General features: G+C 54.7%; 24 protein-coding genes and 1 pseudogene. 21 read left to right on the top strand and 4 right to left on the bottom strand.

The window, feature by feature from the left end; genetic code table 11:
* Positions 1-11 precede the first annotated feature (11 nt).
* The 6 genes and pseudogenes from rlmD to queE all read left to right on the top strand — a co-directional run bounded on the left by rlmD (position 12) and on the right by queE (position 8619).
* A complete protein-coding gene (rlmD, locus tag AC6I8L_RS15220) occupies positions 12-1328 on the top strand; it encodes a 23S rRNA (uracil(1939)-C(5))-methyltransferase RlmD (RefSeq protein WP_058961507.1) in 1317 nt (438 codons plus the stop codon).
* 32 nt (positions 1329-1360) lie between these two features.
* Positions 1361-3595: pseudogene (gene relA / locus AC6I8L_RS15215) on the top strand (GTP diphosphokinase).
* 151 nt (positions 3596-3746) lie between these two features.
* On the top strand, positions 3747-4538 hold the full coding sequence (gene mazG, locus AC6I8L_RS15210) for a nucleoside triphosphate pyrophosphohydrolase (RefSeq protein WP_058961506.1): 792 nt from the start codon (positions 3747-3749) through the stop codon (positions 4536-4538).
* A gap of 249 nt (positions 4539-4787) precedes the next feature.
* The gene (gene pyrG, locus AC6I8L_RS15205; RefSeq protein ID WP_034823046.1) at positions 4788-6425 is read left to right on the top strand and encodes a glutamine hydrolyzing CTP synthase; all 1638 of its coding nucleotides are present in this window, start codon (positions 4788-4790) and stop codon (positions 6423-6425) included.
* A 77-nt stretch (positions 6426-6502) separates the two neighbouring features.
* Positions 6503-7798, top strand: a complete 1296-nt coding sequence (eno, locus tag AC6I8L_RS15200; protein ID WP_034823037.1) for a phosphopyruvate hydratase — start codon at positions 6503-6505, stop codon at positions 7796-7798.
* 149 nt (positions 7799-7947) lie between these two features.
* Positions 7948-8619, top strand: a complete 672-nt coding sequence (queE, locus tag AC6I8L_RS15195) for a 7-carboxy-7-deazaguanine synthase QueE (RefSeq protein ID WP_058961505.1) — start codon at positions 7948-7950, stop codon at positions 8617-8619.
* A 142-nt stretch (positions 8620-8761) separates the two neighbouring features.
* Here queE and AC6I8L_RS15190 read toward each other — a convergent pair whose 3' ends face one another.
* Both AC6I8L_RS15190 and queD read right to left on the bottom strand, forming a co-directional pair.
* A complete protein-coding gene (locus AC6I8L_RS15190; protein WP_058961504.1) occupies positions 8762-9361 on the bottom strand; it encodes an inorganic diphosphatase in 600 nt (199 codons plus the stop codon).
* Positions 9362-9490: 129 nt separating this feature from the next.
* Positions 9491-9853, bottom strand: coding sequence for a 6-carboxytetrahydropterin synthase QueD (queD, locus tag AC6I8L_RS15185; protein ID WP_176505758.1), 363 nt, complete (start codon positions 9851-9853; stop codon positions 9491-9493).
* 294 nt (positions 9854-10147) lie between these two features.
* On the opposite strand from queD, the gene cysJ reads away from it, so the two are divergent.
* Genes cysJ through AC6I8L_RS15170 form a run of 3 tightly spaced genes read left to right on the top strand, consistent with a single transcriptional unit; the run spans position 10148 to position 14408 of the window.
* Complete coding sequence (gene cysJ / locus AC6I8L_RS15180; RefSeq protein WP_058961503.1) at positions 10148-11953, top strand: NADPH-dependent assimilatory sulfite reductase flavoprotein subunit; 1806 nt, start codon at positions 10148-10150, stop codon at positions 11951-11953.
* Positions 11953-13677, top strand: coding sequence for an assimilatory sulfite reductase (NADPH) hemoprotein subunit (gene cysI, locus AC6I8L_RS15175; RefSeq protein ID WP_058961502.1), 1725 nt, complete (start codon positions 11953-11955; stop codon positions 13675-13677). Before cysJ ends, cysI begins: the two co-directional genes overlap by 1 nt.
* Positions 13674-14408: a phosphoadenylyl-sulfate reductase gene (locus AC6I8L_RS15170; RefSeq protein WP_058961501.1), complete on the top strand. Its 735-nt coding sequence runs from the start codon at positions 13674-13676 to the stop codon at positions 14406-14408. The genes cysI and AC6I8L_RS15170 overlap by 4 nt, the downstream gene beginning before the upstream one ends.
* A gap of 100 nt (positions 14409-14508) precedes the next feature.
* Here AC6I8L_RS15170 and AC6I8L_RS15165 read toward each other — a convergent pair whose 3' ends face one another.
* Positions 14509-14793 (bottom strand): YciI family protein, encoded by a 285-nt coding sequence (locus tag AC6I8L_RS15165; RefSeq protein ID WP_058961500.1) that lies wholly within the window; start codon positions 14791-14793, stop codon positions 14509-14511.
* 9 nt (positions 14794-14802) lie between these two features.
* Complete coding sequence (locus AC6I8L_RS15160; RefSeq protein WP_058961499.1) at positions 14803-15822, bottom strand: aminopeptidase; 1020 nt, start codon at positions 15820-15822, stop codon at positions 14803-14805.
* A gap of 248 nt (positions 15823-16070) precedes the next feature.
* Between AC6I8L_RS15160 and cysG the strand changes: the two genes are divergently transcribed.
* The 12 genes from cysG to nlpD all read left to right on the top strand — a co-directional run bounded on the left by cysG (position 16071) and on the right by nlpD (position 26460).
* The gene (gene cysG / locus AC6I8L_RS15155) at positions 16071-17486 is read left to right on the top strand and encodes a siroheme synthase CysG (RefSeq protein ID WP_058961498.1); all 1416 of its coding nucleotides are present in this window, start codon (positions 16071-16073) and stop codon (positions 17484-17486) included.
* A 9-nt stretch (positions 17487-17495) separates the two neighbouring features.
* Positions 17496-18404 carry a sulfate adenylyltransferase subunit CysD gene (gene cysD / locus AC6I8L_RS15150; protein WP_034823008.1) on the top strand — a complete coding sequence of 303 codons (909 nt, stop codon included), beginning with the start codon at positions 17496-17498 and terminating at the stop codon, positions 18402-18404.
* A gap of 10 nt (positions 18405-18414) precedes the next feature.
* Positions 18415-19842 carry a sulfate adenylyltransferase subunit CysN gene (cysN, locus tag AC6I8L_RS15145; RefSeq protein WP_058961497.1) on the top strand — a complete coding sequence of 476 codons (1428 nt, stop codon included), beginning with the start codon at positions 18415-18417 and terminating at the stop codon, positions 19840-19842.
* Positions 19842-20447 carry an adenylyl-sulfate kinase gene (cysC, locus tag AC6I8L_RS15140; RefSeq protein ID WP_058961496.1) on the top strand — a complete coding sequence of 202 codons (606 nt, stop codon included), beginning with the start codon at positions 19842-19844 and terminating at the stop codon, positions 20445-20447. The genes cysN and cysC overlap by 1 nt, the downstream gene beginning before the upstream one ends.
* A 56-nt stretch (positions 20448-20503) precedes the next feature.
* Entirely contained in the window at positions 20504-20824 is a 321-nt protein-coding gene (locus tag AC6I8L_RS15135) for a DUF3561 family protein (RefSeq protein ID WP_058961495.1), read from the top strand.
* Positions 20825-20995: 171 nt separating this feature from the next.
* Positions 20996-21313 carry a cell division protein FtsB gene (gene ftsB, locus AC6I8L_RS15130; RefSeq protein WP_007893240.1) on the top strand — a complete coding sequence of 106 codons (318 nt, stop codon included), beginning with the start codon at positions 20996-20998 and terminating at the stop codon, positions 21311-21313.
* A gap of 3 nt (positions 21314-21316) precedes the next feature.
* A complete protein-coding gene (ispD, locus tag AC6I8L_RS15125) occupies positions 21317-22033 on the top strand; it encodes a 2-C-methyl-D-erythritol 4-phosphate cytidylyltransferase (protein WP_058961494.1) in 717 nt (238 codons plus the stop codon).
* Positions 22033-22509, top strand: a complete 477-nt coding sequence (gene ispF / locus AC6I8L_RS15120; protein WP_045816453.1) for a 2-C-methyl-D-erythritol 2,4-cyclodiphosphate synthase — start codon at positions 22033-22035, stop codon at positions 22507-22509. Before ispD ends, ispF begins: the two co-directional genes overlap by 1 nt.
* A 2-nt stretch (positions 22510-22511) precedes the next feature.
* The gene (truD, locus tag AC6I8L_RS15115; RefSeq protein ID WP_058961493.1) at positions 22512-23555 is read left to right on the top strand and encodes a tRNA pseudouridine(13) synthase TruD; all 1044 of its coding nucleotides are present in this window, start codon (positions 22512-22514) and stop codon (positions 23553-23555) included.
* Positions 23556-23772: 217 nt separating this feature from the next.
* Entirely contained in the window at positions 23773-24534 is a 762-nt protein-coding gene (surE, locus tag AC6I8L_RS15110; protein ID WP_058961527.1) for a 5'/3'-nucleotidase SurE, read from the top strand.
* Positions 24528-25154: a protein-L-isoaspartate(D-aspartate) O-methyltransferase gene (locus AC6I8L_RS15105; RefSeq protein WP_058961492.1), complete on the top strand. Its 627-nt coding sequence runs from the start codon at positions 24528-24530 to the stop codon at positions 25152-25154. The genes surE and AC6I8L_RS15105 overlap by 7 nt, the downstream gene beginning before the upstream one ends.
* Positions 25155-25320: 166 nt before the next feature.
* Positions 25321-26460, top strand: coding sequence for a murein hydrolase activator NlpD (nlpD, locus tag AC6I8L_RS15100; protein WP_058961491.1), 1140 nt, complete (start codon positions 25321-25323; stop codon positions 26458-26460).
* The last annotated feature ends 12 nt before the right edge of the window (positions 26461-26472 follow it).

The following is a 26472-nucleotide window of genomic DNA, read 5'->3' as shown; positions in this document are numbered from 1 at the left end:
TTCACAACACTATGGCGCAATTTTACTCCGCAAAACAGCGTGTGGCGACAAAGCAGCGTATTACCGTCACTATCGAAGACCTTGACCCCTTTGGACAAGGTGTTGCGCGCCATAATGGCAAAGCGATGTTTGTCAGCGGCGCACTGCCGGGTGAACAGGCCGAAGTTATGGTCGTGGAAGATAAACGTCAGTTCTCGCGGGCCAAAGCCAAAAAGATTATGCAGCCAAGCGCACAGCGGGAAAAACCGCGCTGTGTGCACTTTGGCGTGTGTGGTGGCTGCCAGCAACAGCATGCCGCGATCGCGTTACAGGAGGACAGTAAAGCACGTGCGCTGAGCCGAATGTTGAGCCGGGATGCGCCTTTGCCGGTGCAGGTGAATGAGATCATTAGCGGCAACACCTGGGGTTACCGCCGTCGCGCCCGTCTGGGACTGCAATGGCAGCCTAAACAGCAGCGTTTACAAATGGGGTTCCGCCAGGCGGCCAGCAACGATTTGGTTGAGTTAACTCAATGCCCCATTTTGGTGCCCGAGCTTGAAGCGTTATTGCAGCCGTTGCACCAGTGTCTTAGCAGCTTACAGGCCGCACGGCGACTGGGGCATGTCGAGTTAGTGCTGGCAGATAATGGCCCGGTGATGGTGCTGCGTCATCTTGATGCATTGTCCGCAGGCGATCGTGTAAAACTGGAACGCTTTTCGCATGAGCATCAGCTGATGTTGTATCTGGCGGACGGCAGCGAGCATTTGCAGCCGCTGGGGGATTACGCACCTTTCTACCAATCGTTTGATTTGAAACTGACTTTCAGCCCGCAGGATTTCATCCAGGTGAATGATGGCGTGAATCAGCAGATGGTGACAAAAGCCATTGAATGGCTCGATTTACAGCCCGAAGATCGGGTGCTGGATCTGTTTTGCGGTATGGGTAATTTCACTTTGCCTGTAGGAAAGTTCGTACAAAATGCTGTGGGTGTGGAGGGTGTTGCAGCATTAGTCCACCAGGCAGCGTATAATGCTGAGCTAAATAATCTTAAAAATGTCCGCTTTTTCCAGCACAACCTGGAGGAAGACGTTGCCCACCAGCCTTGGGCAGCGCAGGGATTTAACAAGGTGTTACTGGATCCAGCACGTGCTGGGGCCGCGGGTGTGATGTCGCATATCGTTAAACTTGCGCCGCAACGCGTGGTCTATGTTTCCTGTAACCCAACAACACTTGCGCGCGACAGTCAGGCATTACTGTCGGCGGGCTACCATTTGGAAAGGGTCGCGATGCTGGATATGTTCCCACATACCAGTCATCTCGAGTCCATGGTGCTGTTTAGCAAAGCATAAGCGGCGTTTTCGTCGTAATGGCAGGAGAGGATATGGTTGCGGTTAGAAGTGCGCATTTAAATACGGAAGGGGAATTTGCCCTTGACCAGTGGATCGCCAGTTTAAATATCAATAATCCGCAATCCTGTCAGCGATTGGCGGACACCTGGCGCTACTGTGAAACCGAAACGCACAACCATCCAGATCAGGCTCTGCTGCTGTGGCGCGGTATTGAGATGGTGGAAATACTCACTATGCTCAGTATGGACAACGACAGCCTGCGCGCGGCCTTGCTGTTCCCGCTGGCTAACGCCGACGTGGTCAGTGAATAAGAGCTGGAAAAGTCGTTCGGCAAAGGCATTGTCTCGCTGGTACACGGTGTGCGCGACATGGACGCGATCCGCCAGCTGAAAGCCATCCACAATGATTCAATGGCTTCCGAGCAGGTGGATAACGTGCGCCGCATGCTGCTGGCGATGGTGGAAGATTTCCGCTGCGTGGTTATCAAGCTGGCAGAGCGTATTGCCCACCTGCGTGAAATGAAGGATGCACCAGAAGACGAACGTGTTCTCGCCGCCAAAGAGAGCACCAACATCTATGCGCCGTTAGCCAATCGTCTGGGTATCGGTCAGCTCAAATGGGAGCTGGAAGATTACTGCTTCCGCTATCTGCACCCCGATGAGTACAAACGCATCGCCAAACTGCTGCACGAACGCCGTATTGACCGCGAAGGTTACATTGATAATTTCGTGAGTAACTTACGTGCAGAGATGCAGAAGGAGGGCGTGCGTGCTGAAGTGTATGGCCGCCCGAAACATATCTACAGCATCTGGCGCAAGATGCAGAAAAAGTCGCTGGCGTTTGATGAGCTGTTCGATGTGCGCGCGGTGCGCATCGTGGCAGAACGTTTGCAGGATTGCTACGGCGCGTTAGGCACCGTGCACACACTGTATCGCCATCTTCCCAGCGAGTTCGACGACTACGTTGCCAATCCAAAACCCAACGGTTATCAATCCATTCACACCGTGGTGCTCGGTCCGCAGGGCAAGACGGTAGAGATCCAGATTCGTACTCGCCAGATGCATGAAGATGCGGAGTTGGGCGTGGCCGCGCACTGGAAGTACAAAGAAGGCCCGACTTCCAGTAACGCGCGCGGTGCGGCAGGGCACGAGGAACGCATTGCGTGGCTGCGTAAGCTGATTACCTGGCAGGAAGAGATGGCGGATTCCGGCGAGATGCTGGAAGAGGTGCGCAGTCAGGTATTTGACGATCGGGTGTACGTGTTTACCCCGAAAGGCGACGTGGTCGATCTGCCATCTGGCTCAACACCGCTGGACTTCGCTTATCACATTCACAGTGATATCGGCCATCGCTGCATTGGTGCCAAAATCAGCGGTCGCATTGTGCCGTTCACCTATCAATTGCAGATGGGCGATCAGATTGAGGTGATTACCCAGAAGCAGCCGAACCCGAGCCGCGACTGGCTGAACCCGAACCTCGGCTATATCACCACCAGCCGTGGCCGTTCAAAAATTCACGCCTGGTTCCGCAAACAAGATCGCGACAAGAACATTCTGGCTGGCCGCCAGATTCTTGAAAGCGAGTTGAGCCAGCTGGATATCAGTTTCCGCGATGCAGAAAAAATTCTGCTGCCGCGTTATAACGTCAGCTCGCAGGATGAGCTGTTGGCGATGATTGGCGGCGGCGATATTCGCCTCAATCAGATGGTCAACTTCCTGCAGGCTAAGCTCAATAAGCCGAGTGCGGAAGAGGAAGATCGTGAAGCATTGCGCCAGCTGACGCAAAAATCACATCAGCCTTCATCTGCGCGCAGAGAAAGTGGACGCGTGGTGGTGGAAGGTGTGGGCAATCTGCTGCACCACATTGCGCGCTGCTGCCAGCCGATTCCGGGTGACGATATCGTGGGCTTTATCACCCAGGGGCGCGGTATTTCCATTCACCGAGCCGACTGTGACCAGTTAAGCGAACTGATCTCCCATGCGCCGGAACGTATTGTCGATGCGGTGTGGGGCGAAGATTATTCGAGCGGCTATTCGCTGGTGGTACGCGTCACCGCCAACGATCGCAGCGGGTTACTGCGCGATATCACTACCATTCTGGCGAATGAGAAGGTTAACGTGCTGGGCGTTTCCAGCCGCAGCGACACCAAAAAGCAGCTGGCAACCATTGATATGGATATCGAAATCTACAACCAGCAGGTGCTGGGTCGCGTGCTGGCGCGTCTTAATCAGGTGCCGGATATCATCGATGCACGCCGTCTGAACTGATGTGGCCAGGCCGCCATGAAAGGGCAGCCTGGCATTTAGTGTACGCCCGAAATGGCACGTCCAGGTTGTTCTGCGCGCCGACCAGATTTCGGTGCGCCTCAGGGTCGCCATTTTGGCGACCTTTTCCATTTTAACCCCTAAGGATTTCCCCATGACAGCCCTGAATCGTCTGCTCACCATCATGCAAACCTTGCGCGACCCGGAACGTGGCTGCCCGTGGGATCGTCAGCAGACCTTCGCCTCCATCGCCCCTTACACGCTGGAAGAGACCTACGAAGTGATCGACGCGATTCAGCGCGAGGACTTTGATGACCTGCGCGGTGAACTCGGCGATCTGCTGTTTCAGGTGGTGTTTTACGCGCAAATGGCGGATGAGCAACAGCGTTTCAACTTCGATGACATCTGCAATGCGATTAGCGACAAGCTGGAGCGCCGTCATCCGCACATCTTCGGAGATGTGCAGGCTGAAACCACGCAGGAAGTACTGAAAAACTGGGAAGCGATCAAACACAGCGAGCGCGCAGAGAAGTCACAGCATTCGGTGCTGGATGACATTCCTAAAGCCTTGCCTGCACTGATGCGTGCTTACAAAATCCAGAAGCGCTGTAGCACGGTGGGATTCGACTGGAACAACCTGGGGCCAGTGCTGGATAAAGTGCATGAAGAGATCGATGAAGTGATGCACGAAGCGCAGCAGGCGGTGGTCGACAATGACAAGCTGGAAGAGGAGATTGGCGATTTGCTGTTTGCCACCGTCAACCTTTCGCGCCATCTGGGCAGCAAAGCCGAAATCGCCTTACAAAAAGCCAATAATAAATTTGAGCGTCGCTTCCGTCAGGTTGAATCCATCATCAGCGGGCAGGGACTGGCGATGCAGGATGCGACCCTGGATCAAATGGAAGCCGCCTGGCAGCAGGTGAAATGCAGTGAGAACAAAGACTAAGCGGTTATTCTTCAAATTGTAGATTATTCCTGCATTGCGCATAAATTGTCCGCTTGAGCTTACTCGATTCAGCCAAGCGGCAACTTTGTGACGCACGTCAACATTTTACCCTCGTCTATTCGCTATGTTATCGGCTGCAATGCGGGGGGGTGATGTGATTCATCAATTGTGGCTGAGGACGACTTCGGGTATACTATTTTCCCGTCTTGGTTATTCCACCGTCTTTAAACCTAAACTCTCAGGTTCAGCATGACAACGAATTATATTTTTGTGACCGGCGGGGTCGTATCCTCTCTGGGCAAAGGCATTGCCGCAGCCTCCCTCGCAGCCATCCTTGAAGCACGTGGTCTGAATGTGACCATCATGAAACTCGATCCGTACATCAACGTCGATCCGGGTACCATGAGCCCAACGCAGCACGGTGAAGTGTTTGTTACCGATGATGGGGCCGAAACCGATCTGGACTTGGGTCACTACGAGCGCTTCATCCGTACCAAAATGTCGCGCCGCAACAACTTTACGACCGGTCGTATCTACTCAGAAGTGCTGCGCAAAGAGCGTCGCGGTGACTATTTGGGTGCCACGATTCAGGTTATCCCACACATCACCAACGCCATTAAAGAACGTATTATCGAAGGCGGCGAAGGTCATGATGTCGTACTGGTGGAAATCGGCGGTACCGTAGGTGATATTGAATCCCTGCCGTTCCTCGAAGCGATTCGCCAGATGGCGGTTGATGTGGGCCGTGAACACACCATGTATATGCACCTGACTTTGGTGCCGTATATGGCCGCTGCAGGCGAAGTGAAAACCAAGCCAACCCAGCATTCAGTGAAAGAGCTGCTGTCGATCGGTATCCAGCCTGATGTACTGATCTGCCGTTCTGACCGCGCTGTGCCGGCCAATGAACGTGCGAAGATCGCCCTGTTCTGTAACGTGCCAGAGAAAGCGGTTATTTCCCTGAAAGATGTGGATTCCATCTACAAGATTCCTGGCCTGTTGAAATCACAGGGTCTGGATGACTATATCTGTAAGCGTTTCAATCTGAGCGCACCGGAAGCGAACCTGGCCGAATGGGAACAGGTTATCTATGAAGAAGCCAATCCGGGCGGCGAAGTGACCATCGGTATGGTCGGCAAATATGTCGAACTGCCAGATGCGTACAAGTCAGTGATTGAAGCACTGAAGCACGGTGGCCTGAAAAATCGTGTAACCGTGAACATCAAGCTGATCGATTCGCAGGATGTGGAATCTCGCGGTGTCGAAATTCTGAAAGATCTGGATGCTATCCTGATCCCGGGTGGCTTCGGCTACCGTGGTGTGGAAGGCAAAATGCTCACGGCGCAATACGCGCGTGAGAACAACATCCCTTACCTCGGTATCTGCCTGGGTATGCAGGTTGCGCTGATGGAATTCGCACGCAACGTGGCCGGGATGGCAGACGCCAACTCAACGGAATTTGTGCCAGACTGTAAGTACCCAGTGGTCGCGCTGATCACTGAATGGCGTGATGAAGAAGGCAACGTTGAGCAACGTACTGAGCAGAGCGATCTGGGCGGCACCATGCGTCTGGGTAGCCAGCAGTGCCAGCTGACGCCGGAAAGTAAAGTGCGCCAGCTATACGGTTCTGACGTGATTACTGAACGTCACCGTCATCGTTATGAAGTGAACAATCTGCTGTTGAAGCCGATTGAAGCGGCGGGTCTGCATATTGCGGGCCGTTCCGGCGACGACCAGCTGGTGGAGATCATCGAACTCCCGAACCATCCGTGGTTTGTAGCTTGTCAGTTCCACCCGGAATTCACGTCGACCCCGCGTGATGGTCATCCGCTGTTCGCTGGCTTTGTTAAAGCCGCGCAGGAGCACCAGAAGCGGTTAGCGAAGTAAGAGTTTAACGAACAGCGCGCGAACTTTTCGCGCGTTGTTTGTCTTAGGATTGACTAACTTGTACTGAGGAAAATCGAATGTCCAAAATCGTAAAAGTCATCGGTCGCGAAATCATCGACTCCCGTGGCAACCCGACTGTAGAAGCAGAAGTGCATCTGGAAGGCGGTTTCGTTGGTCTGGCTGCAGCGCCATCAGGTGCTTCAACCGGTTCTCGCGAAGCACTGGAGCTGCGTGACGGTGACAAATCTCGTTTCCTGGGCAAAGGCGTGACCAAAGCGGTTGCCGCTGTTAACGGTCCTATCGCTGCAGCGGTAACCGGTAAAGATGCCAAAGACCAGGCGAACATCGATAAGATCATGATCGAGCTGGACGGTACTGAGAACAAATCCAACTTCGGCGCTAACGCCATTCTGGCGGTTTCGCTGGCTGCGGCTAAAGCGGCTGCGGCTTCTAAAGGCCTGCCACTGTACGCGCACATCGCTGAACTGAACGGCACCCCAGGCAAATTCTCTATGCCACTGCCGATGATGAACATCATCAACGGTGGTGAGCACGCGGATAACAACGTTGATATCCAGGAATTCATGATCCAGCCTGTTGGCGCGAAAAACGTGAAAGAAGCCATTCGTATGGGTTCTGAAGTTTTCCACAACCTGGCAAAAGTGCTGAAAGCCAAAGGCATGAGCACTGCGGTCGGTGACGAAGGTGGCTATGCGCCAAACCTGGGTTCTAACGCCGAAGCGCTGGCTGTTATCGCTGAAGCGGTAAAAGCAGCAGGCTACGAGCTGGGCAAAGACATCACCCTGGCGATGGACTGTGCAGCGTCTGAATTCTACAAAGACGGCAAATATGTGCTGGCTGGCGAAGGCAACAAAGCTTTCACCTCTGAAGAGTTCACGCACTTCCTGGAAGACCTGACCAAACAGTACCCAATCGTCTCTATTGAAGATGGTTTGGACGAGTCTGACTGGGCGGGCTTCGCTTACCAGACCAAAGTACTGGGCGACAAAATTCAGCTGGTAGGTGACGACCTGTTCGTGACCAACACCAAGATCCTGAAAGAAGGTATCGATAAAGGTATCGCTAACTCCATCCTGATCAAATTCAACCAGATCGGTTCTCTGACCGAAACTCTGGCTGCAATCAAGATGGCAAAAGATGCAGGTTACACCGCGGTGATTTCACACCGTTCAGGTGAAACTGAAGATGCGACCATCGCTGACCTGGCGGTCGGTACTGCTGCTGGCCAGATCAAAACCGGTTCTATGAGCCGTTCTGACCGTGTTGCTAAGTACAACCAGCTGATTCGTATCGAAGAAGCGCTGGGCGACAAAGCTCCGTTCAACGGTCTGAAAGAAGTTAAAGGCCAGTAAGGCTCTGTTGATGTGTCCCGATGGGCCGCATCATCGCTGATAAAGCCCCGCCTCGTGCGGGGCTTTTGTTTTTTTGGCACGAAGCAGCTGTGAACCGATGGTGAAAATCTGCCATAATCTGCGCCTCGAATTTAAGACGTGAGTAAAAAATGTTCTACCCGATTAACGAAATGTTCCAGACCCTGCAGGGCGAAGGATTTTACACCGGTGTTCCGGCGCTGTTCATCCGCTTACAAGGATGTCCGGTGGGCTGTAGCTGGTGTGATACCAAGCATACGTGGGAAAAACTGGCCGATCGGGAGACCTCGCTGGGTGATATTCTGGTGAAAACCGTGGAGAGTGATGCCTGGGGCAGTGCCGATGCGGCGATGCTGATTGAAACTATTCAACGTCAGGGCTGGACTGCACGCCATGTGGTGATCACTGGCGGCGAACCGGCTATTTTTGATTTGCGCCCGTTGACCGAGGCGTTGGAAGCGGCCGGATTTGAGTGCCAGATTGAGACCAGCGGTACACATGAAGTGCACTGTTCTGACAGCACCTGGGTGACGGTCTCACCGAAGGTCAATATGCGCGGTGGTTACGATGTGCTGCCTCAAGCGTTACAGCGTGCCGATGAGATTAAACATCCGGTGGCGCGTGAGCGTGATGTCGAAGCGTTAGATGTGCTGCTGGCGGGTCTGCATGATGACAAGAAGCGCATTGTGGCGCTGCAACCGATCAGTCGTGGCGATGCCGCCACCAAACTGTGCATAGAGACCTGCATTGCGCGTAACTGGCGCCTTTCGATGCAGACACATAAGTATCTGAATATCGCCTGATTCATCAGGTGCGCATCCCTGCGGCACCTGACTCAAACCTGTTTGAAGGGTCGCCATTGATGGCGACCTTGTTCATTACCGCACCGGCTAAACGATATGGATAGCGACTTTTTCCATTACCCCGCCGACGCATGCTTAGGTTTTATTGCTTTGCTTTATACGCGTCGAAGGCCTGTTTGATCTCAGCCCTGGCTTTCGCCGCATCTTCAAAACCATTCAGCTCAACTTTCTTACGGCCATCTGGCAGCTGCTTATACACGCGGAAGAAGGCTTCCAGACGCTCCTGCTCCATTTTCGGCAGGTCTTTCATCTCTTTGATGTCGTCATAGGTTGGGTCGATTTTGCTGGTTGGTACCGCAACAATCTTGTCGTCCACTTCGCCACCATCAATCATTTTCAGCACGCCAATCGGGCGCAGTTTGATCAGTGTGCCCGGTTGCAGTGGCGCGCGGGTGTAGAAGATCACATCCAGCGGATCGCCATCACCGCCCAGTGATTGGGTCAGTGAGCCGTAGTTTGCCGGATAGGCAACCGGCATCGACTGGAAACGGTCAGCCACGATAAAACCGGTTTTTGCATCGGTTTCATATTTGATCATGCCGCCCGCCGGAATTTCAGTCACGGCATAGAACTCATCCGGTACTTTTTCAGGCTGCGGAAAATCCAGTACGTTTTGCGCCTGAACGGCGGCAGAGGCGGAAACCAGCAAAGCGATAACAGAAAGGCGTTTAACGAAGTTCATTGTTGATTCTCTTGATCTTTAATGAAGGAGACAACAACGTAGAGGGGGCGGATGACAGGGAGATGAAGTGAACGTAAAGAAGCGTATAGCTGAAAGTCAGGCTGCACAGCGGCAGCCCGTCAACAGTGATTAACCTTTATAAGTACAACCTGCGGTACAGGTTTCCTTGATCATCACTGCACTCAGTTCTGGCAGGATCGGTTTCATCTGATCCCAAATCCATTTTGCCAGCACTTCGCTGGTTGGATTTTCCAGGCCTGGAATATCATTCAGATAGTGATGATCGAGACGATCATAAATCGGCATAAACGCCGCCTTCAGTTCGGCAAAATCCATGACCCAACCGGTATGCGCATCCACTTCACCGGTAATTTCTAATCGCACCAGGAACGAATGGCCATGCAGACGACCACATTTATGCCCTTCAGGCACATGCGGCAGACGGTGGGCAGATTCGAACTGGAACTCTTTAAACAGCGTGGTAGACATAATGGCTCTCAGACTTAAAAACCGCCGAATTCTACCTGAATCACAGATTTTTCGCACCCGCTTACGATGAAAAGGGCATTTGGCGCACGCCTATACCGCAACATGGTGATTAACGTATTGAATAAAGGCGACTTTATTTACCACTTTTGCCGATTAACATTACCCGAAAAACCACTTAGTCATTTTGGTTATTAATTATGTCGAAGGCGTATTTAATCGTTAATATACAGCCCGGTAACCTACCCACTCTTCCGCCATTTATCGGTCCGGACTTCAGACACTGGAATTTTTAACGCGATGACGACTCAGGCACCAGGTTCAATGCTCCCGCTTAATCCGGAGCAACTCGCGCGCTTACAGGCAGCGACCACGGATTTCAACACCACGCAGATGGCCTGGCTTTCCGGCTACTTCTGGGGCATGGTCAATCAGACGCCGGGCGCCGTTGCCGCACCTGCACCGGTGCAGGCCGAGGTGCCAACCATCACGCTGATTTCCGCGTCACAAACCGGTAATGCTCGTCGTCTGGCGGAACAGCTGCGCGATGATCTGCTGGCCGCCAAACTGAGCGTCAATCTGGTCAACGCCGGTGACTACAAGTTTAAGCAAATCGGTCAGGAGAAATTACTGGTTGTTGTCACTTCGACGCAAGGTGAAGGTGAGCCACCGGAAGAAGCCGTGGCGCTGCACAAATTCCTGCTGTCGAAGAAGGCGCCGAAATTTGCGTCTGGCTCCGCGTTTGCGGTGTTCGGCCTCGGCGATACCTCTTACGAATTCTTCAGCAAAGCTGGTAAAGACTTTGATGAGCGTCTGGCGGAACTGGGTGCGGAACGTCTGCTGGATCGTGTTGATGCCGACGTGGAGTACAAAGAGCAGGCTACGGCCTGGCGTCAACAGCTGACCGAGATTCTAAAAGCACGCGTGCCGAGTGAATCCTCAGTGGTCGCGGCTGTGACGGCTTCTGGCGTGGTGAACGATATCCACAGCAGCCCTTACACCAAAGAAGCGCCGCTGACCGCCAGTTTTGCCGCTAATCAAAAAATCACCGGTCGTGATTCGGATAAAGATGTTCGCCATATCGAAATCGATCTGGGCGATTCTGGTCTGCGCTATCAGCCCGGCGATGCGCTGGGCGTGTGGTTTGAAAACGACGCGGAACTGGTACAGGAACTGCTGCAACTGGTGTGGCTGAAGGGCGATGAGCCGGTTGATGTTAACGGTGAAAACCTGCCGCTCGCAGAAGCCTTGCAAAAGCATTATGAGTTGACGGTGAACACGCCGCAAATCGTTGAACAGTATGCTGCACTGTCACGCAATGATGCGCTGCTGGCGCTGTCGGGTGATAAGCCGAAATTACAGAGCTATGCGCAGAGCTTCCCGATTGTCGATATGGTGCGTCAGGCACCCACTGAACTCAATGCAGAACAGCTCACTGGCCTGTTGCGTCCTTTAACACCGCGCCTCTATTCGATTGCTTCATCGCAAGCGGAAACGGATACCGAAGTACATATTACTGTCGGTGCGGTGCGTTATGAGATTGATGGTCGTCAGCGCGGCGGCGGTGCGTCAACCTGGCTGGCGGATCGCATCGAAGAAGACGGCGAAATCCGCGTGTTTATCGAACACAATGACAACTTCCGCTTGCCGGCGAATCCGGAAACGCCGGTGATCATGGTCGGCCCAGGCACCGGTATCGCGCCGTTCCGCTCCTTTATGCAGCAGCGTGATAACGACGGAGCAGGCGGTAAAAACTGGCTGTTCTTTGGTAACCCACACTTCACCGATGATTTCCTCTATCAGGTGGAATGGCAGAAATACGTCAAAGACGGCTTGCTGACCAACATTGATTTAGCGTGGTCACGTGACCAGGCTGAGAAAATATACGTACAAGATAAAATCCGCGCCAAAGGGGCGGAAGTGTGGCGCTGGATTGAAGAAGGCGCGCACCTTTACGTCTGCGGCGACGCTAATCGCATGGCGAAAGACGTTGAGCAGGCATTACTGGATGTGGTGGTCGAACACGGCGGCATGGATCGTGAAACGGCTGACGAATTTTTAAGTGAGCTGCGCATTGAGCGCCGTTATCAGCGAGACGTTTACTAATGAGCGAAAAACATCCTGGACCGCTGGTCGTTGAAGGCAAGCTGACCGACGCCGAGCGTTTGAAAAAACAGAGTAACTACCTGCGCGGCACCATTCTCGAGGATCTCGATGATGGCCTGACCGGCGGCTTCACTGGCGATAATTTCCTGTTGATCCGTTTCCACGGCATGTACCAGCAGGACGACCGCGATATTCGTGCGGAGCGTGCGGCGCAGAAACTGGAACCGCGCCACGCGATGATGCTGCGTTGCCGTCTGCCGGGCGGGATTATCACGCCAACGCAATGGCTGGCGATTGATAAGTTTGCGACCGATAAAACCATTTATGGCAGCATCCGTCTGACTAACCGTCAGACCTTCCAGTTCCACGGCATTCTGAAAAAGAACGTGAAGCCGACGCACCAAATGCTGCATGAAGTGGGTCTCGACGCGCTGGCCACCGCCAACGACGTGAACCGTAACGTGTTGTGCACTTCGAATCCAGTCGAGTCGGAACTGCATCAGGAAGCCTACGAGTGGGCGAAAAAACTCTCCGAGCACCTGCTGCCGCAAACCCGCGCATACGCTGAGATTTGGTGGGATAAAGAGAAGGTTGCCACAACGGATAAAGAACCAATTCTGGGCGAAACCTATCTACCGCGTAAGTTCAAAACTACCGTGGTGGTGCCACCGCATAACGATGTCGACCTGCATGCGAATGACCTGAACTTTATCGCCATTGCGGAGAACGGCAAGCTGATTGGCTTTAACCTGTTGGTTGGCGGTGGGTTGTCGATCGACCACGGTAATAAAGCGACTTATGCGCGTACTGCGAGTGAGTTTGGCTTCCTGCCGGTAGAGAAGATCCTTGATGTGGCGGCTGCGGTAGTGACTACGCAGCGCGACTGGGGTAACCGTACCGATCGTAAAAACGCCAAAACCAAGTACACGCTGGAACGTGTTGGCGTTGAAACCTTTAAAGCGGAAGTGGAAAAGCGTGCTGGCCTGACGTTTGAACCGATTCGTCCTTACGCGTTTACCACGCGTGGCGACCGCGTGGGCTGGGTGAAAGGCATTGATAAGAAATGGCATCTGACGCTGTTTATCGAAAATGGTCGTCTGCTGGATTATCCGGGACGTCCGTTGAAGCGCGGCATCGCTGAAATCGCAAAAATCCATCAGGGTGATTTCCGTTTAACCGCCAACCAAAACCTGATCGTAGCCGGTGTGCCAGAGAAGCAAAAAGCGCAGATCGAAGCCATCGCCCGTGAACACGGTTTGATGGAAGCGGTGACGCCACAGCGTGAAAACTCCATGGCCTGCGTGGCCTTCCCAACCTGCCCATTAGCGATGGCCGAAGCCGAACGCTTCCTGCCTTCGTTTGTCACCAAGGTGGAAGAGATCATGCATAAGCACGGCGTCGGTGAAGAGCACATCGTGCTACGCGTTACCGGTTGCCCGAACGGCTGTGGCCGTGCTTTGCTGGCAGAGTTGGGTCTGGTGGGTAAAGCACCAGGTCGCTACAACTTACACATTGGCGGCAACCGCATGGGTACACGCATTCCGCGTATGTACCGCGAGAACATCAACGAAGGCGAAATTCTGGCCAGCATCGACGAATTAGTGGCGCGCTGGGCAACCGAGCGTCAGGCTGATGAAGGCTTCGGTGACTTCGTGATTCGCGCTGGCATCATCAAAGCCGTGGTGGATCCCGCCCGTGATTTTTGGGACTCGGAGGCAGTATGACGGTACTTGATCTCGCAGCACTGAATAGTGGCAGCAAAGTCGATCGCATCATGGCACTGGCCGAAAGCAACGTGCAGCTGGAGAAACTCTCCGCTGAGCAACGCGTGAGCTGGGCGCTGGAGAATATGCCGGGCGCGTTCGTGCTGTCCTCCAGCTTTGGTATTCAGGCGGCGGTTCTGCTGCATATGGTGACGCAGCAGAAACCGGATACGCCGGTGATCCTGACCGATACCGGCTATCTGTTCCCGGAAACTTATCGCTTTATTGATGAGCTGACCGAGAAGCTCAATCTCAATCTGCAAATCTTCCGTGCTGAGACCTCTCCAGCATGGCAGGAAGCGCGCTACGGCAAACTGTGGGAGCAGGGCGTCGAGGGGATTGAGCAGTACAACCAAATCAACAAGGTCGAACCGATGAATCGCGCGCTGCAAACCCTGGGTGCGCAGACCTGGTTTGCGGGTCTACGCCGTGACCAGTCAGGCAGCCGCGCCAGTTTGCCTGTGCTGGCGGTACAGCGCGGTGTGTTCAAGATTCTGCCGATCATTGACTGGGATAACCGTCAGGTGCACCAGTACCTGAAACAACATGGCCTCAAGTATCATCCGCTGTGGGATGAAGGCTATTTGTCAGTGGGCGATACGCACACCACCAAAAAGTGGGAACCGGGCATGGCAGAAGAAGAGACACGCTTCTTTGGCCTGAAGCGCGAGTGTGGATTGCACGAAAGTTGATGCATCAATATAAGGATTGCGGCGTGATTTATCGCGCCTCCCTGCAGCGCCTCTAACGCTGACAGGTGCACGATAAATCGTGCCGCGATCCAATTGTCCTTTAAATCCCTTTTAACCCTTCAAACGCCTCCGCTGCACGCGTCACGTTCACTTTGGTCACGTCATAGTGCGCCACCGAGACAAAAGGATCTTCCGCGAGGATAGTATCCAAACGGGCGCGATCCATCTCCTTCACCAGCACCATACCGCCAGTGCGCGGATCTTTACGGCCTGCGGCAATGAAGTCACCGCTGTCAAAGTAACGATCCAGCCACTCAATGTGTGGCGCCAGCAGCGCATCGGCTTCTTCTGCCGGACGGAAATAGTTGAGATACACCACGTACATCGCAAATCCTTAAGTTGTTGGGTTAGCCAGCTCAGTGACCAGCGGCAGTAAGATCTTCACGCTATCACGTGTGCGTTGCGTAATCCGGCCCGGTAGCCAGCGATCCAGATAATTGAGGTTATCCCGGTCGGTTTGATGGCGTACGTTGCCCTCCGGGAAGTGGCTGCTGTGCGCCCGTTGCTGCTGTCCATCTTTATTACCCAGCGCCCAGTTGGCGGCGGTGACATCCAGCAGCGGCATGCCGGCTTTATCAAACGGATTCACGCCCGGATAGTCGCGTGCCGTCAGCGTGTGGCTGGCGGCGGAAATACCGTAGCGATGCGCGAGCTGCACGGCGCGCGCGCTGGTCTGCTTGCGTACCGCTGAGGGCGTATTGGCGCCACTGTTAAAATAGAGGTGATCGCCGACGATCAGACTGTTGAGATCAATCACCAGCAGCGTGTTCTTTTTCTCCTGCGCACTCATCCGCGACAGGTAGTCATCCATCCCGTGCAGCCCGGCTTCACCAGCGCTAAGCGCGACAAAGCGCACGCCATAATGCAGTGGGGTTTTACTCAGCTGTTGCGCCAGTTCCAGCATCACACCCAGACCGGACGCATTGTCGTCCACACCTTGTAAACGCAGGCCGCCGAGATTGTTATCGGCTTCGTGACGGCTAAGTGGCGTCCAGGTGTCGAGATGCGTGACGATCAGGATCTCTTGCGGTACCGCACCGCTGCGCGCGGCGATCACCGACGTGGCGGAGACTTTACGTGCGCGGGTTTCACCCTTGCGCTCTAACCAGTTGTAGCTGGTATTGAACTGGCGGGTATTACTCTTGTAACCCAGCTCGGTGAATTGCTGTTGCAGATAATCGGCCGTCATCAGCTCAGCAGGGCTGCCGCTCATACGGCCGGGAAAATAGGTGGCGATATGGCGCAGCTGCTGTTCGGCAAAATGCCCCGGCGCATAGGTTGCGGCTTGGGCAAAGAGAGGCAAACCGCCCGCGATCAGTGCAGCCAGCACGGTGCGGCGGAGGGTGGCAAACATAGTTAAGGTCCTTTTGTGACATCCCGTCAGGCTAAAAAAATTCTGGATTAGTATGAAACTGTGACCGCGATTGCACAATTTGAATTGCTCCGAAACACCAGCAATATCATTTGTTAAGCACAAATTGTTATCAGCAATCCTGGGGCGTTATTCCATTCGGTAACTACTAATGCCAATTCGTAATTTCATCTGCCAGAAGGTGGGAAAGTATAGTCGCGTTAACTTATTGTAAAACTAACAAGGTTAACGTGGATTATCTGCCTCTCTTTGCCGATCTCAAAAACCGTCCAGTGCTGGTTGTTGGCGGTGGTGAAATCGCGGCGCGTAAAATCGAACTGCTGCGTCGTGCCGGTGCGCGCGTGCGGGTAGCTGCGCGCGACCTTGGCCATGAGTTGCAGGCGCTGCTGGAAATCGATGCCATCGAGTGGATTGCACATCACTTCGATCCGGTTCAGCTGGATGGCGTCTTTTTAGTCATCGCTGCCACTGACGATAACGCGCTCAATGCGCAAGTCTTTGACGCCGCCAATGCCCGCCACAAGCTGGTCAACGTTGTCGACGATCAGCCCAAGTGCAGTTTTATCTTCCCCTCTATTGTCGATCGCTCCCCCTTGGTGGTGGCGATCTCCTCTAGTGGTACGGCACCAGTGCTGGCCCGCTTATTACGTGAAAAAATTGAGTCGCTGTTACCTGCCAACCTCGGTCAGATGGCTGAAGTGGCAGGACAGTGGCGTGACAAAGTTAAACAGCGCTATCACAGCATGTCGGAACGTCGTCGTTTTTGGGAGCGAGCGTTTAACGGTTTGTTCGCCAGCCAGATGTCAGCCGGTAACGTCAATGAGGCCCGCCGCACGCTGGATCGCGAGTTAGAGAACAGCAGCGACAATCAGGGTGAAATCACCCTGGTGGGTGCGGGTCCAGGTGACAGCGGTTTACTGACGTTACGTGGCCTGCAGGTGATGCAGCTGGCGGATGTGGTGCTGTATGACCATCTGGTGAGCGATGAAGTGCTGGAGCTGGTGCGCCGTGATGCTGACCGCATCTGCGTCGGCAAGCGTGCCGGTGCACACTCCGTATCACAAGAAGAGACCAATGCAATGCTGGTCGAGCTGGCGCAGCAGGGTAAACGCGTGGTGCGTCTGAAAGGCGGCGATCCGTTCATCTTCGGTCGCGGCGGCGAAGAGCTGCAGGCGGCGAAAGCGGCGGGCATTCCTTTCCAGGTGGTGCCGGGCATTACTGCGGCAGCGGGAGCCACTGCTTATGCCGGGATTCCGTTAACTCATCGCGATTACGCGCAGAGCGTGCTGTTTGTCACCGGCCACTTACGCAGTGATAGCGAAGGCATTGACTGGCCGACGCTGGCGCGTGCGCGTCAGACCTTAGCGATTTATATGGGCACGTTGAAAGCGGCAGAAATCGCTGCGGGCCTTATCGAACATGGACGCGCAGCATCAACGCCGGTAGCCGTGATTGGCTGCGGCACGCGTCAGAATCAACAAGTGCTGACCGGTACCTTAGATCAGCTCGAGGCGCTGGCGGTTGCCGCGCCCACACCGGCCCTGATTGTGGTGGGTGAAGTGGTGAATTTGCACGGGCAATTAGCCTGGTTCCAACATTCGGCACAGCAGGGGGCTCGCGAGTCCGCCGTTGTCAATTTGGCTTGAGGAAAAATTATGGACCAAAATCGTCTTACTCATCTGCGCCAACTGGAGGCAGAGAGTATCCATATCATCCGCGAGGTGGCGGCCGAGTTCAGCAATCCGGTGATGATGTACTCCATCGGTAAAGACTCCTCGGTGATGCTGCATCTGGCGCGTAAAGCCTTTTATCCGGGCACGCTGCCATTTCCGCTGCTGCACGTTGATACCGGCTGGAAATTCCGTGAAATGTACGAGTTTCGCGATCGCACCGTGAAAAACATGGGCGCGGAACTGCTGGTTCACCGCAACCCGGAAGGCGTGGCGATGGGCATCAATCCGTTTGTCCACGGTAGCGCCAAACACACCGACATCATGAAAACCGAGGGCCTGAAGCAGGCGCTGAATAAGTACGGGTTTGATGCCGCTTTCGGTGGTGCGCGTCGTGACGAAGAGAAGTCACGCGCCAAAGAGCGTATTTACTCGTTCCGTGACCGTTTCCATCGTTGGGATCCGAAAAATCAGCGTCCAGAGCTGTGGCATAACTACAACGGCCAGATCAACAAAGGCGAGAGCATTCGCGTGTTCCCGCTCTCCAACTGGACCGAGCTGGATATCTGGCAGTACATCTTCCTGGAAAACATCGAGATCGTTCCGCTGTACCTCGCGGCACCGCGTCCGGTGCTGGAGCGTGATGGCATGCTGATGATGATTGATGACGATCGCATTGATCTGCAGCCTGGCGAAGTGATCAAACAGCGCATGGTGCGTTTCCGTACCCTCGGCTGCTGGCCGCTGACCGGTGCGGTGGAATCCGAAGCGCAAACGCTGCCGGAAATTATTGAAGAGATGCTGGTCTCCACCACCAGTGAACGCCAGGGCCGTGTGATTGACCGCGACCAGGCCGGTTCGATGGAAATGAAGAAACGTCAGGGCTATTTCTAAGGAGACGCAGATGAATACCGTAATTGCACAACAGATTGCCGATCAGGGCGGTGTAGAAGCCTGGCTGACCGCGCAACAACACAAAAGCCTGCTGCGTTTCCTGACCTGCGGTAGCGTCGACGACGGCAAAAGTACGCTGATTGGTCGCCTGCTGCACGATACCCGTCAGATTTATGAAGATCAGCTCTCTTCGCTGCACAACGACAGCAAGCGTCATGGCACCCAGGGCGAGAAACTCGATCTGGCGCTGCTGGTGGATGGCTTGCAGGCCGAGCGTGAGCAGGGCATCACCATCGACGTGGCATATCGCTACTTCTCCACCGAGAAGCGCAAATTTATCATCGCCGACACGCCGGGACACGAGCAGTACACCCGCAACATGGCGACCGGCGCATCCACTTGTGATCTGGCGATTCTGCTGATCGATGCGCGTAAAGGCGTGCTGGATCAGACGCGTCGTCACAGCTTTATCTCTACGCTGCTGGGTATCAAACACCTGGTGGTCGCCATCAACAAGATGGATTTGGTGGAGTATAAACAGGAGACGTTTGAACAGATCAAACAGTCTTACCTCGATTTTGCTGGCCAACTCCCTGAAGATCTGGATATTCGCTTTGTGCCGATGTCTGCGCTGGAAGGCGATAACGTGGCGACGCCAAGTGTGACCATGCCATGGTACAGCGGCCCTACGCTGCTCGACGTGCTGGAAACCGTGGAACTGAACCGCGTGGTGGATCATCAGCCGATGCGCTTCCCGGTGCAGTATGTGAACCGTCCAAACCTCGATTTCCGTGGTTATGCCGGTACGCTGGCCTCCGGTACGGTGCAGGTCGGACAGCGCGTGAAAGTATTGCCTTCAGGCGTCGAGTCTTCGGTTTCACGTATCGTCACTTTCGATGGCGATCTGCAGGAAGCAGCAGCGGGTGAAGCGATTACGCTGGTGCTGAAAGATGAGATCGACATCAGCCGTGGCGATCTGCTGGTGGATGCGGCTGCAGAGTTGCAGGCGGTGCAGTCTGCCACTGTTGACGTGGTGTGGATGGCAGAACAGCCACTGCAGCCGGGTCAGAGCTATGAAGTGAAGATCGCCGGCAAGAAAGCGCGTGGTCGTATCGAAAAGATTATCCATCAGGTGGAGATTAACACGCTGGAGAAACGCGCGGTGGAAAGTCTGCCACTGAACGGTATCGGCTTGGTCGAGATGACGTTTGATGAGCCGATGGTGCTGGATGCCTATCAGCAGAACCCGGTCACAGGCGGCATGATCTTTATCGATCGCCTGAGCAATGTCACGGTCGGTGCGGGGATGATCAATCAGCCGCTGAGTGATGTGCGTGGGCAGGCTGGCCAGTTCAGTGAATTCGAGCTGGAGTTGAATGCGCTGGTGCGTCGTCACTTCCCACACTGGAATGCACGCGATCTGCTGGGTGGCAAGTAATGGCCCAACACGACGAAAACGTGGTGTGGCACGATCATCCGGTAACGCGTGAAGAGCGGGAACAGCAGCACGGCCATCAGGGCGTGGTGCTGTGGTTTACCGGGCTATCAGGCTCGGGTAAATCCACGGTGGCCGGTGCGCTGGAGCAGGCGCTGCATCGCGCGGGCGTCAGCACCTATCTGCTGGATGGCGATAACGTGCGTCACGGCCTGTGCCGTGACCTCGGCTTCAGCGATGACGATCGCAAAGAGAACATCCGGCGCGTGGGAGAAGTGGCGAAACTGATGGTGGATGCCGGTTTAGTGGTATTAACTGCCTTTATTTCGCCGCATCGCACGGAGCGTCAGATGGTGCGTGATTTGCTCGGCACCGGGCAGTTTGTCGAAGTGTTTGTCGATACGCCGCTGGCCGTGTGTGAAGCGCGTGACCCCAAAGGTTTGTATAAAAAAGCGCGTGCCGGTGAGCTGCGCAATTTTACCGGTATCGACGGTGTTTATGAGGCGCCAGACGCGCCGGAAATTCACTTAGATGGCGAACAATTAGTTACAAACTTGACCGCCCAATTGTTAGACCTCCTGCGTCACCGCGATATCATCAGATCCTGAACCGACAGCGGCAAATCTCGATTGGTTTGCCGCTTTTTAGCGTCAACAGGATCTCTATGCAGAACGTTACCCCCATGCTGGCACGCAAAGATGAACGCACCCCGGATGAGTCCCGCTCATCACTGCCGGGCGGCGTGATTGGCTTTCTCTCGTACTGGTGCGCGCTGGCGATTCCGTTCATGCTCTACGGTTCCAACACGCTATTCTTCTTCCTCTACACCTGGCCGTTCTTTTTGGCGCTGCTACCGGTATCGGTGCTGATTGGTATCGTACTGAGCTTAATGATTCGCGGACGCCTGTTCTGGAGTGGGGTGATTACCGCTATCGTGGTGGTGTGCCTGTTCTGGCTGCTGTTCTCATTTCTCTCGGGTTGGTAGTCCGATCCTGATGTGCAAACGCATCGGCAGGTTACAAAACTTTACCTGCCGTCCCGCTTTTAGCCTTGCCGTTTTTTGTACAGACAATCGTCTGCTGCTGGCATTTTCGCTGTCGCTGTGGAGTCCTGTGCGAAGTTATGGGATGATTAGGCCGTTTTTCAGGGGGCGGGGATGGGAAAACTGACGTTACTGTTGCTCGTGCTGCTGGGATGGCTCCAATATTCCTTGTGGCTGGGTAAGAACGGTATTCATGACTATACGCGCGTCAATGAAGACGTCGCGTCGCAACAGGCGAATAACGCCAAACTCAAAGCACGTAACGATCAGTTGTTTGCCGAAATTGATGACCTCAATGGCGGTTCAGAAGCAATTGAGGAACGTGCACGTAATGAACTGGGTATGATTAAGCCCGGTGAGACTTTCTATCGTCTGGTGCCAGACCAGAATAAACGTAACGCGCAACAAGCTGCGCAAAATCAACAACGATAAACCATGAACAACCTCTCTTCCCTTGCGGATGTGATTGCCGTGGTGCCTGCCGCAGGCGTGGGCAGCCGTATGCAGGCTGCCTGCCCAAAACAGTATCTGACCATTGGTCAATTTACCCTTCTTGAACACAGCGTTGCGCGCTTGCTGGCTCATCCAGCCGTTAAACAAGTGATCGTGCCCATCAGTCCTGATGATGGCTGGTTTGATTCGCTGCCATTGGCGCAGGATTCACGCGTACTGCGCGTGACAGGTGGCGATACGCGTGCTGAGTCGGTGCTGGCAGGTTTGCAGGCGATTAAGCATAGCGAATGGGTACTGGTGCACGATGCCGCGCGGCCATGCTTGCACCCGGATGATCTGGCACGCCTGCTGGCAGTTCGTGAGCACAGCAAAGTGGGTGCGATTCTGGCGGCACCGGTGCGTGATACCATGAAGCGTGCTGAACCTCGCAAAACGGCGATTGCGCATACCGTTGAACGCGAAGATCTTTGGCACGCACTCACGCCACAATTTTTCCCGCATCAACTGCTGACGGCGTGTTTAACGCGTGCACTCCATGAAGGCGCTACCATTACCGATGAAGCGTCGGCGCTGGAATACTGCGGCTATCATCCAGAGCTCGTCAGCGGACGCAGCGACAATATTAAGGTGACGCGGCCAGAAGACCTGGCGCTGGCGGCCTTCTATCTCACCCAGATTCAGTTAAAGGAGAGCGCATGATGCGTATCGGTCACGGTTTTGACGTTCACGCTTTTGGCGGCGAAGGTCCGTTAGTGATTGGCGGGGTGCGTATTCCCTTCGAACACGGTTTTATTGCCCATTCAGATGGCGATGTGGCACTGCATGCATTAACGGATGCGCTGCTGGGCGCGGTGGCGATGGGCGATATCGGCAAGCTATTCCCGGACACCGATCCCGCCTTCAAAGGGGCGGACAGCCGTGGCTTGCTGCGTGAAGCCTGGCGTCGTATTCAGCAGAAAGGTTATCGCATTGGTAATGTCGACGTGACCATCATCGCGCAAGCGCCGAAAATGCTACCGCATGTGCCGCAGATGCGCGTCAACATCGCTGAAGATCTCGGTTGCCATATGGATGATGTCAACGTCAAAGCGACCACGACTGAGAAGCTTGGCTTTACCGGCCGTGGCGAAGGCATTGCCTGTGAAGCCGTGGCGCTGCTGGTGAAGGCCGATTAAGTATGAGTGAACTGCTTTACCTGCACGGCGTTCCGAGCGCCACCGGCGTGATCAAGGCCAATCCCGAAGATTTCGTGGTGATTGAAGACCTCGGCTATCCCTATGATGGCGAAGGCGAACAGGTGCTGGTGCGCATCCGTAAAATCGGCTGCAACACGCGCTTTGTTGCTGAAGCCATCGCTAAATTCCTCGGCGTGCATCAGCGCGATATGAGCTATGCCGGGATGAAAGACCGTCATGCGGTGACCGAGCAGACGCTGTGTTTCCGCGTGCCGGGCAACGCGATGCCGAATTTGGCCGGTTTCCAGCTGGAAGGCGTGGAAATTCTGCAGGTGATCCGCCATAAGCGCAAATTGCGCACTGGCGCGCTAGCAGGTAATGCGTTCCGTTTGGTTGTGCGTCAGATTTCGGATCGTGCAGAAGTGGAAGCGCGCTTGCAGCATATCCAGCAAAGCGGCGTGCCTAACTACTTTGGTGAACAACGCTTTGGCCGCGGCGGCAATAACCTGACGCAGGCAAAATTGTGGGCAGAAGATAAGTTCCGCCCGCGCGATCGCAGCATGAAAGGTATTTTGCTGTCTGCTGCGCGCAGCCAACTGTTTAATCAGGTCACCAGTGCGCGTTTGCAGCGTGATGGCGTGTTGGATCAGGTACAAGCGGGTGATGCACTGCAGCTGGCCGGTCGCGGCAGTTGGTTTGTGGCGCAGGCGGAAGAGCTGGAGGAATTGCAGCAGCGTGTGAATCATCATGAACTGCGCATCACCGCGCCGCTCGCAGGGCGAGGTGATCTGGGCCCTCAGGGTGACGCGCTGGCCTTTGAGCAAGCTAATCTGGCACCTGCTGCGGATTTGCTGGCGCTGCTGGAGCGTGAGCGCGTTGATGCGGCACGCCGCGCCATGCTGGTGGTGCCAAAAGATCTGCGCTGGAACTGGTGGGATGACGTCACGCTGGAGATGCAGTTCTGGCTGCCAGCCGGGAGTTTCGCCACCAGCGTGGTGCGCGAACTGCTGAGTAACGGTGCCGCTGCGCCTATCAGCGATGAATAACCCCACTTTACCCGGCCTCAACGCCGGGTAAATATCTGCTCCGGCTGCATAATGTTGCGGCAAACGCCGGAAGTTCCGTGATTTACGCCTACCACTTCCCGCGCCTCACCGCTAGAATGCAAACATCTTCGTCTCGCCAGATCTTCTTTATTCGGCACCCCAACAGCGGATGCCTGGCGAGTTGAGGACCCGTTGAATGAACAAAGGTCAGGAACAGATGCGGATATTGCTCAGCAACGACGATGGAATTCATGCCCCCGGCATTCAGACGCTGGCTCGCGCACTGCGTGAGTTTGCGGAGGTGCAGGTTGTCGCGCCCGATCGCAATCGAAGTGGCGCATCAAATTCTCTGACGTTAGAAACCCCGCTGCGTACTTTTACCCATGAGAATGGTGACATCGCTGTACAGATGGGCACGCCGACGGATTGCGTGTTTCTTGGAGTTAACAAACTGATGCAGCCGCGTCCGGACATTGTGGTTTCAGGCATCAACGCTGGCCCCAATCTGGGTGATGACGTGATTTACTCTGGCACCGTGGCCGCCGCGATGGAAGGGCGCCATCTTGGACTGCCTGCGCTGGCGGTTTCACTCGATGGCCATCAACACTATGCCACCGCTGCGGCGGTGACCTGTACTCTGTTACGTGCTTTGTCCCGCGCACCGCTGCGCACCGGGCGTATCCTGAACATCAATGTGCCTGATCTACCGCTAGCGGAAATCAAAGGTTTCCGTGTGACGCGTTGTGGCAGCCGCCATCCGGCCGATCAGGTGATTTGCACGGAAGATCCGCGCGGCCATACCCTGTACTGGATTGGCCCGCCGGGGGACAAACTGGATGCGGGCCCCGACACCGATTTCGCTGCGGTAGATGCAGGTTACGTGTCGCTGACGGCATTGCATGTCGATCTTACGGCACATGCGGCGCAGGAAGTATTAAGCGACTGGTTGATCGAGGCTGAGGTAAATCTCGCATGGTGAACCGGCGCATCGAAACGCTGTTAGAGCAACTGCGTGCGCAGGGTATCCACGATGAGCACCTGTTAAAAGCCATCGCTGATGTCCCGCGTGAACGCTTTATCGATGAGGCGTTTGAGCATAAAGCCTGGGAAAACGTTGCGCTGCCGATTGGCAGTGGGCAGACGATTTCACAGCCCTACATGGTAGCGCGGATGACCGCGTTACTTGAACTGAACCCGGAATCGCGCGTGCTGGAAATCGGCACCGGTTCAGGCTATCAGACCGCTATTCTGGCCCATCTGGTCAATCACGTTTATTCCGTTGAACGCATTAAAGGGTTGCAATGGCAGGCTAAGCGTCGCCTGAAACAACTCGACCTGCACAATATTTCGACTCGTCATGGTGACGGTTGGCAAGGTTGGGCCGCACGTGGCCCGTTTGATGCCATCATTGTCACCGCTGCACCCCCTGAAATTCCGACTGCGCTGATAGCGCAATTAGGTGAGGGTGGCAAAATGGTGCTGCCAGTCGGCGAAGATCAGCAGGTTTTAAAGCGTTTGCGTCGTCAGGGTGGTGAATTAATTGAAGAAATCATCGAACCCGTCCGCTTTGTGCCGTTAGTTCAGGGCGATCTGGCCTGAGCCATTGCTACGTAAATCTTCACAACTGTTACATGGCATGGCGCAGTTGATATTGTTACTATCCTTGTTAATCAATGTGAAAGACCGTATTCCGCCTGTTGCGCAGTGAATCATGCGGTCACAACCACGACACAGTTACATCCAGGATTGCCATAACGGGGGATCAATGAGCACGGGAAGCACAGTATTTCAATTACGCCGTTTGGCGGCACTCTCACTGGTAGGTTTTTGGCTGGCGGGCTGTAGCTCAGGCGACAACACGCAGGCTCCGATTAGCCAGATTGGCGGCGGTGGCGACAGCGGTATGATGTCCTCTGGCGGCGGCATGACCTCCTCACCGAGCAGCGGTGGCATGCTCTCATCGCAGAACAGTACCGTACCAGCTATGCCACACGGCGGAATGTTAAGCGGTGGTACACCATCAGCTGCACCCTCCGGGGAAATGGTTAGTGGCAATAATAATGTTGTCACGCAAAATGGTCGTATTGTGTACAACCGTAATTATGGGAATATTCCTAAAGGTAGTTACGGTGGTGAGACTTACACCGTTAAACGTGGAGATACCCTGTTCTACATTGCCTGGATTACCGGCAATGACTTCCGCGATCTGGCGCAACGCAATAACGTCCCGGCCCCGTATGGCCTGGAAGCGGGGCAAGTCCTGCAGGTTGGCAACGGTAATGGCCAGACCATCACCGGTGGCAATGCGATAACCGCAGCGGATGCGACACAGGGCGGCGTGCCGGTGGCATCCAACCAAACGCAAATTAAATCGGCCCCTGTTGCACAGCAACCTGTTATTACGTATTCTGATGATTCGGGTTCGACAGGCGGTAAAATGCTGCCGTCGAAAGGGGCAAATAATGTGGCAACGACCACAGCTCCGGTTACCGCACCGCCTACAGTCAGCAGCACGACTAACAGCACAACCCCAGTGGGAAGCTGGCGTTGGCCGACTGATGGGAAGATTATCGATAACTTCTCCGCTGCGGAAGGCGGAAACAAAGGGATCGATATCGCCGGTTCGCGTGGACAACCTGTTGTCGCCACTGCTTCAGGAAGGGTGGTATACGCAGGCAACGCGCTCCGTGGGTACGGTAATTTAATCATCATCAAACACAATGATGATTATCTGAGTGCTTACGCCCATAACGATTCCATGCTGGTCCGGGAACAACAGGAAGTTAAGGCGGGGCAAAAAATCGCTACCATGGGTAGTACCGGAACCAGTTCGGTAAGATTACATTTTGAAATTCGTTACAAGGGGAAATCCGTAAACCCGTTGCGTTATTTACCGCAGCGATAATCCGGCAGAACC

The sequence above is a fragment of the Type-E symbiont of Plautia stali genome (assembly GCF_059731115.1).
The sequence above is the reverse complement of the archived record's forward strand: the minus strand, read 5'-3'. Positions and strand labels throughout refer to the sequence as shown.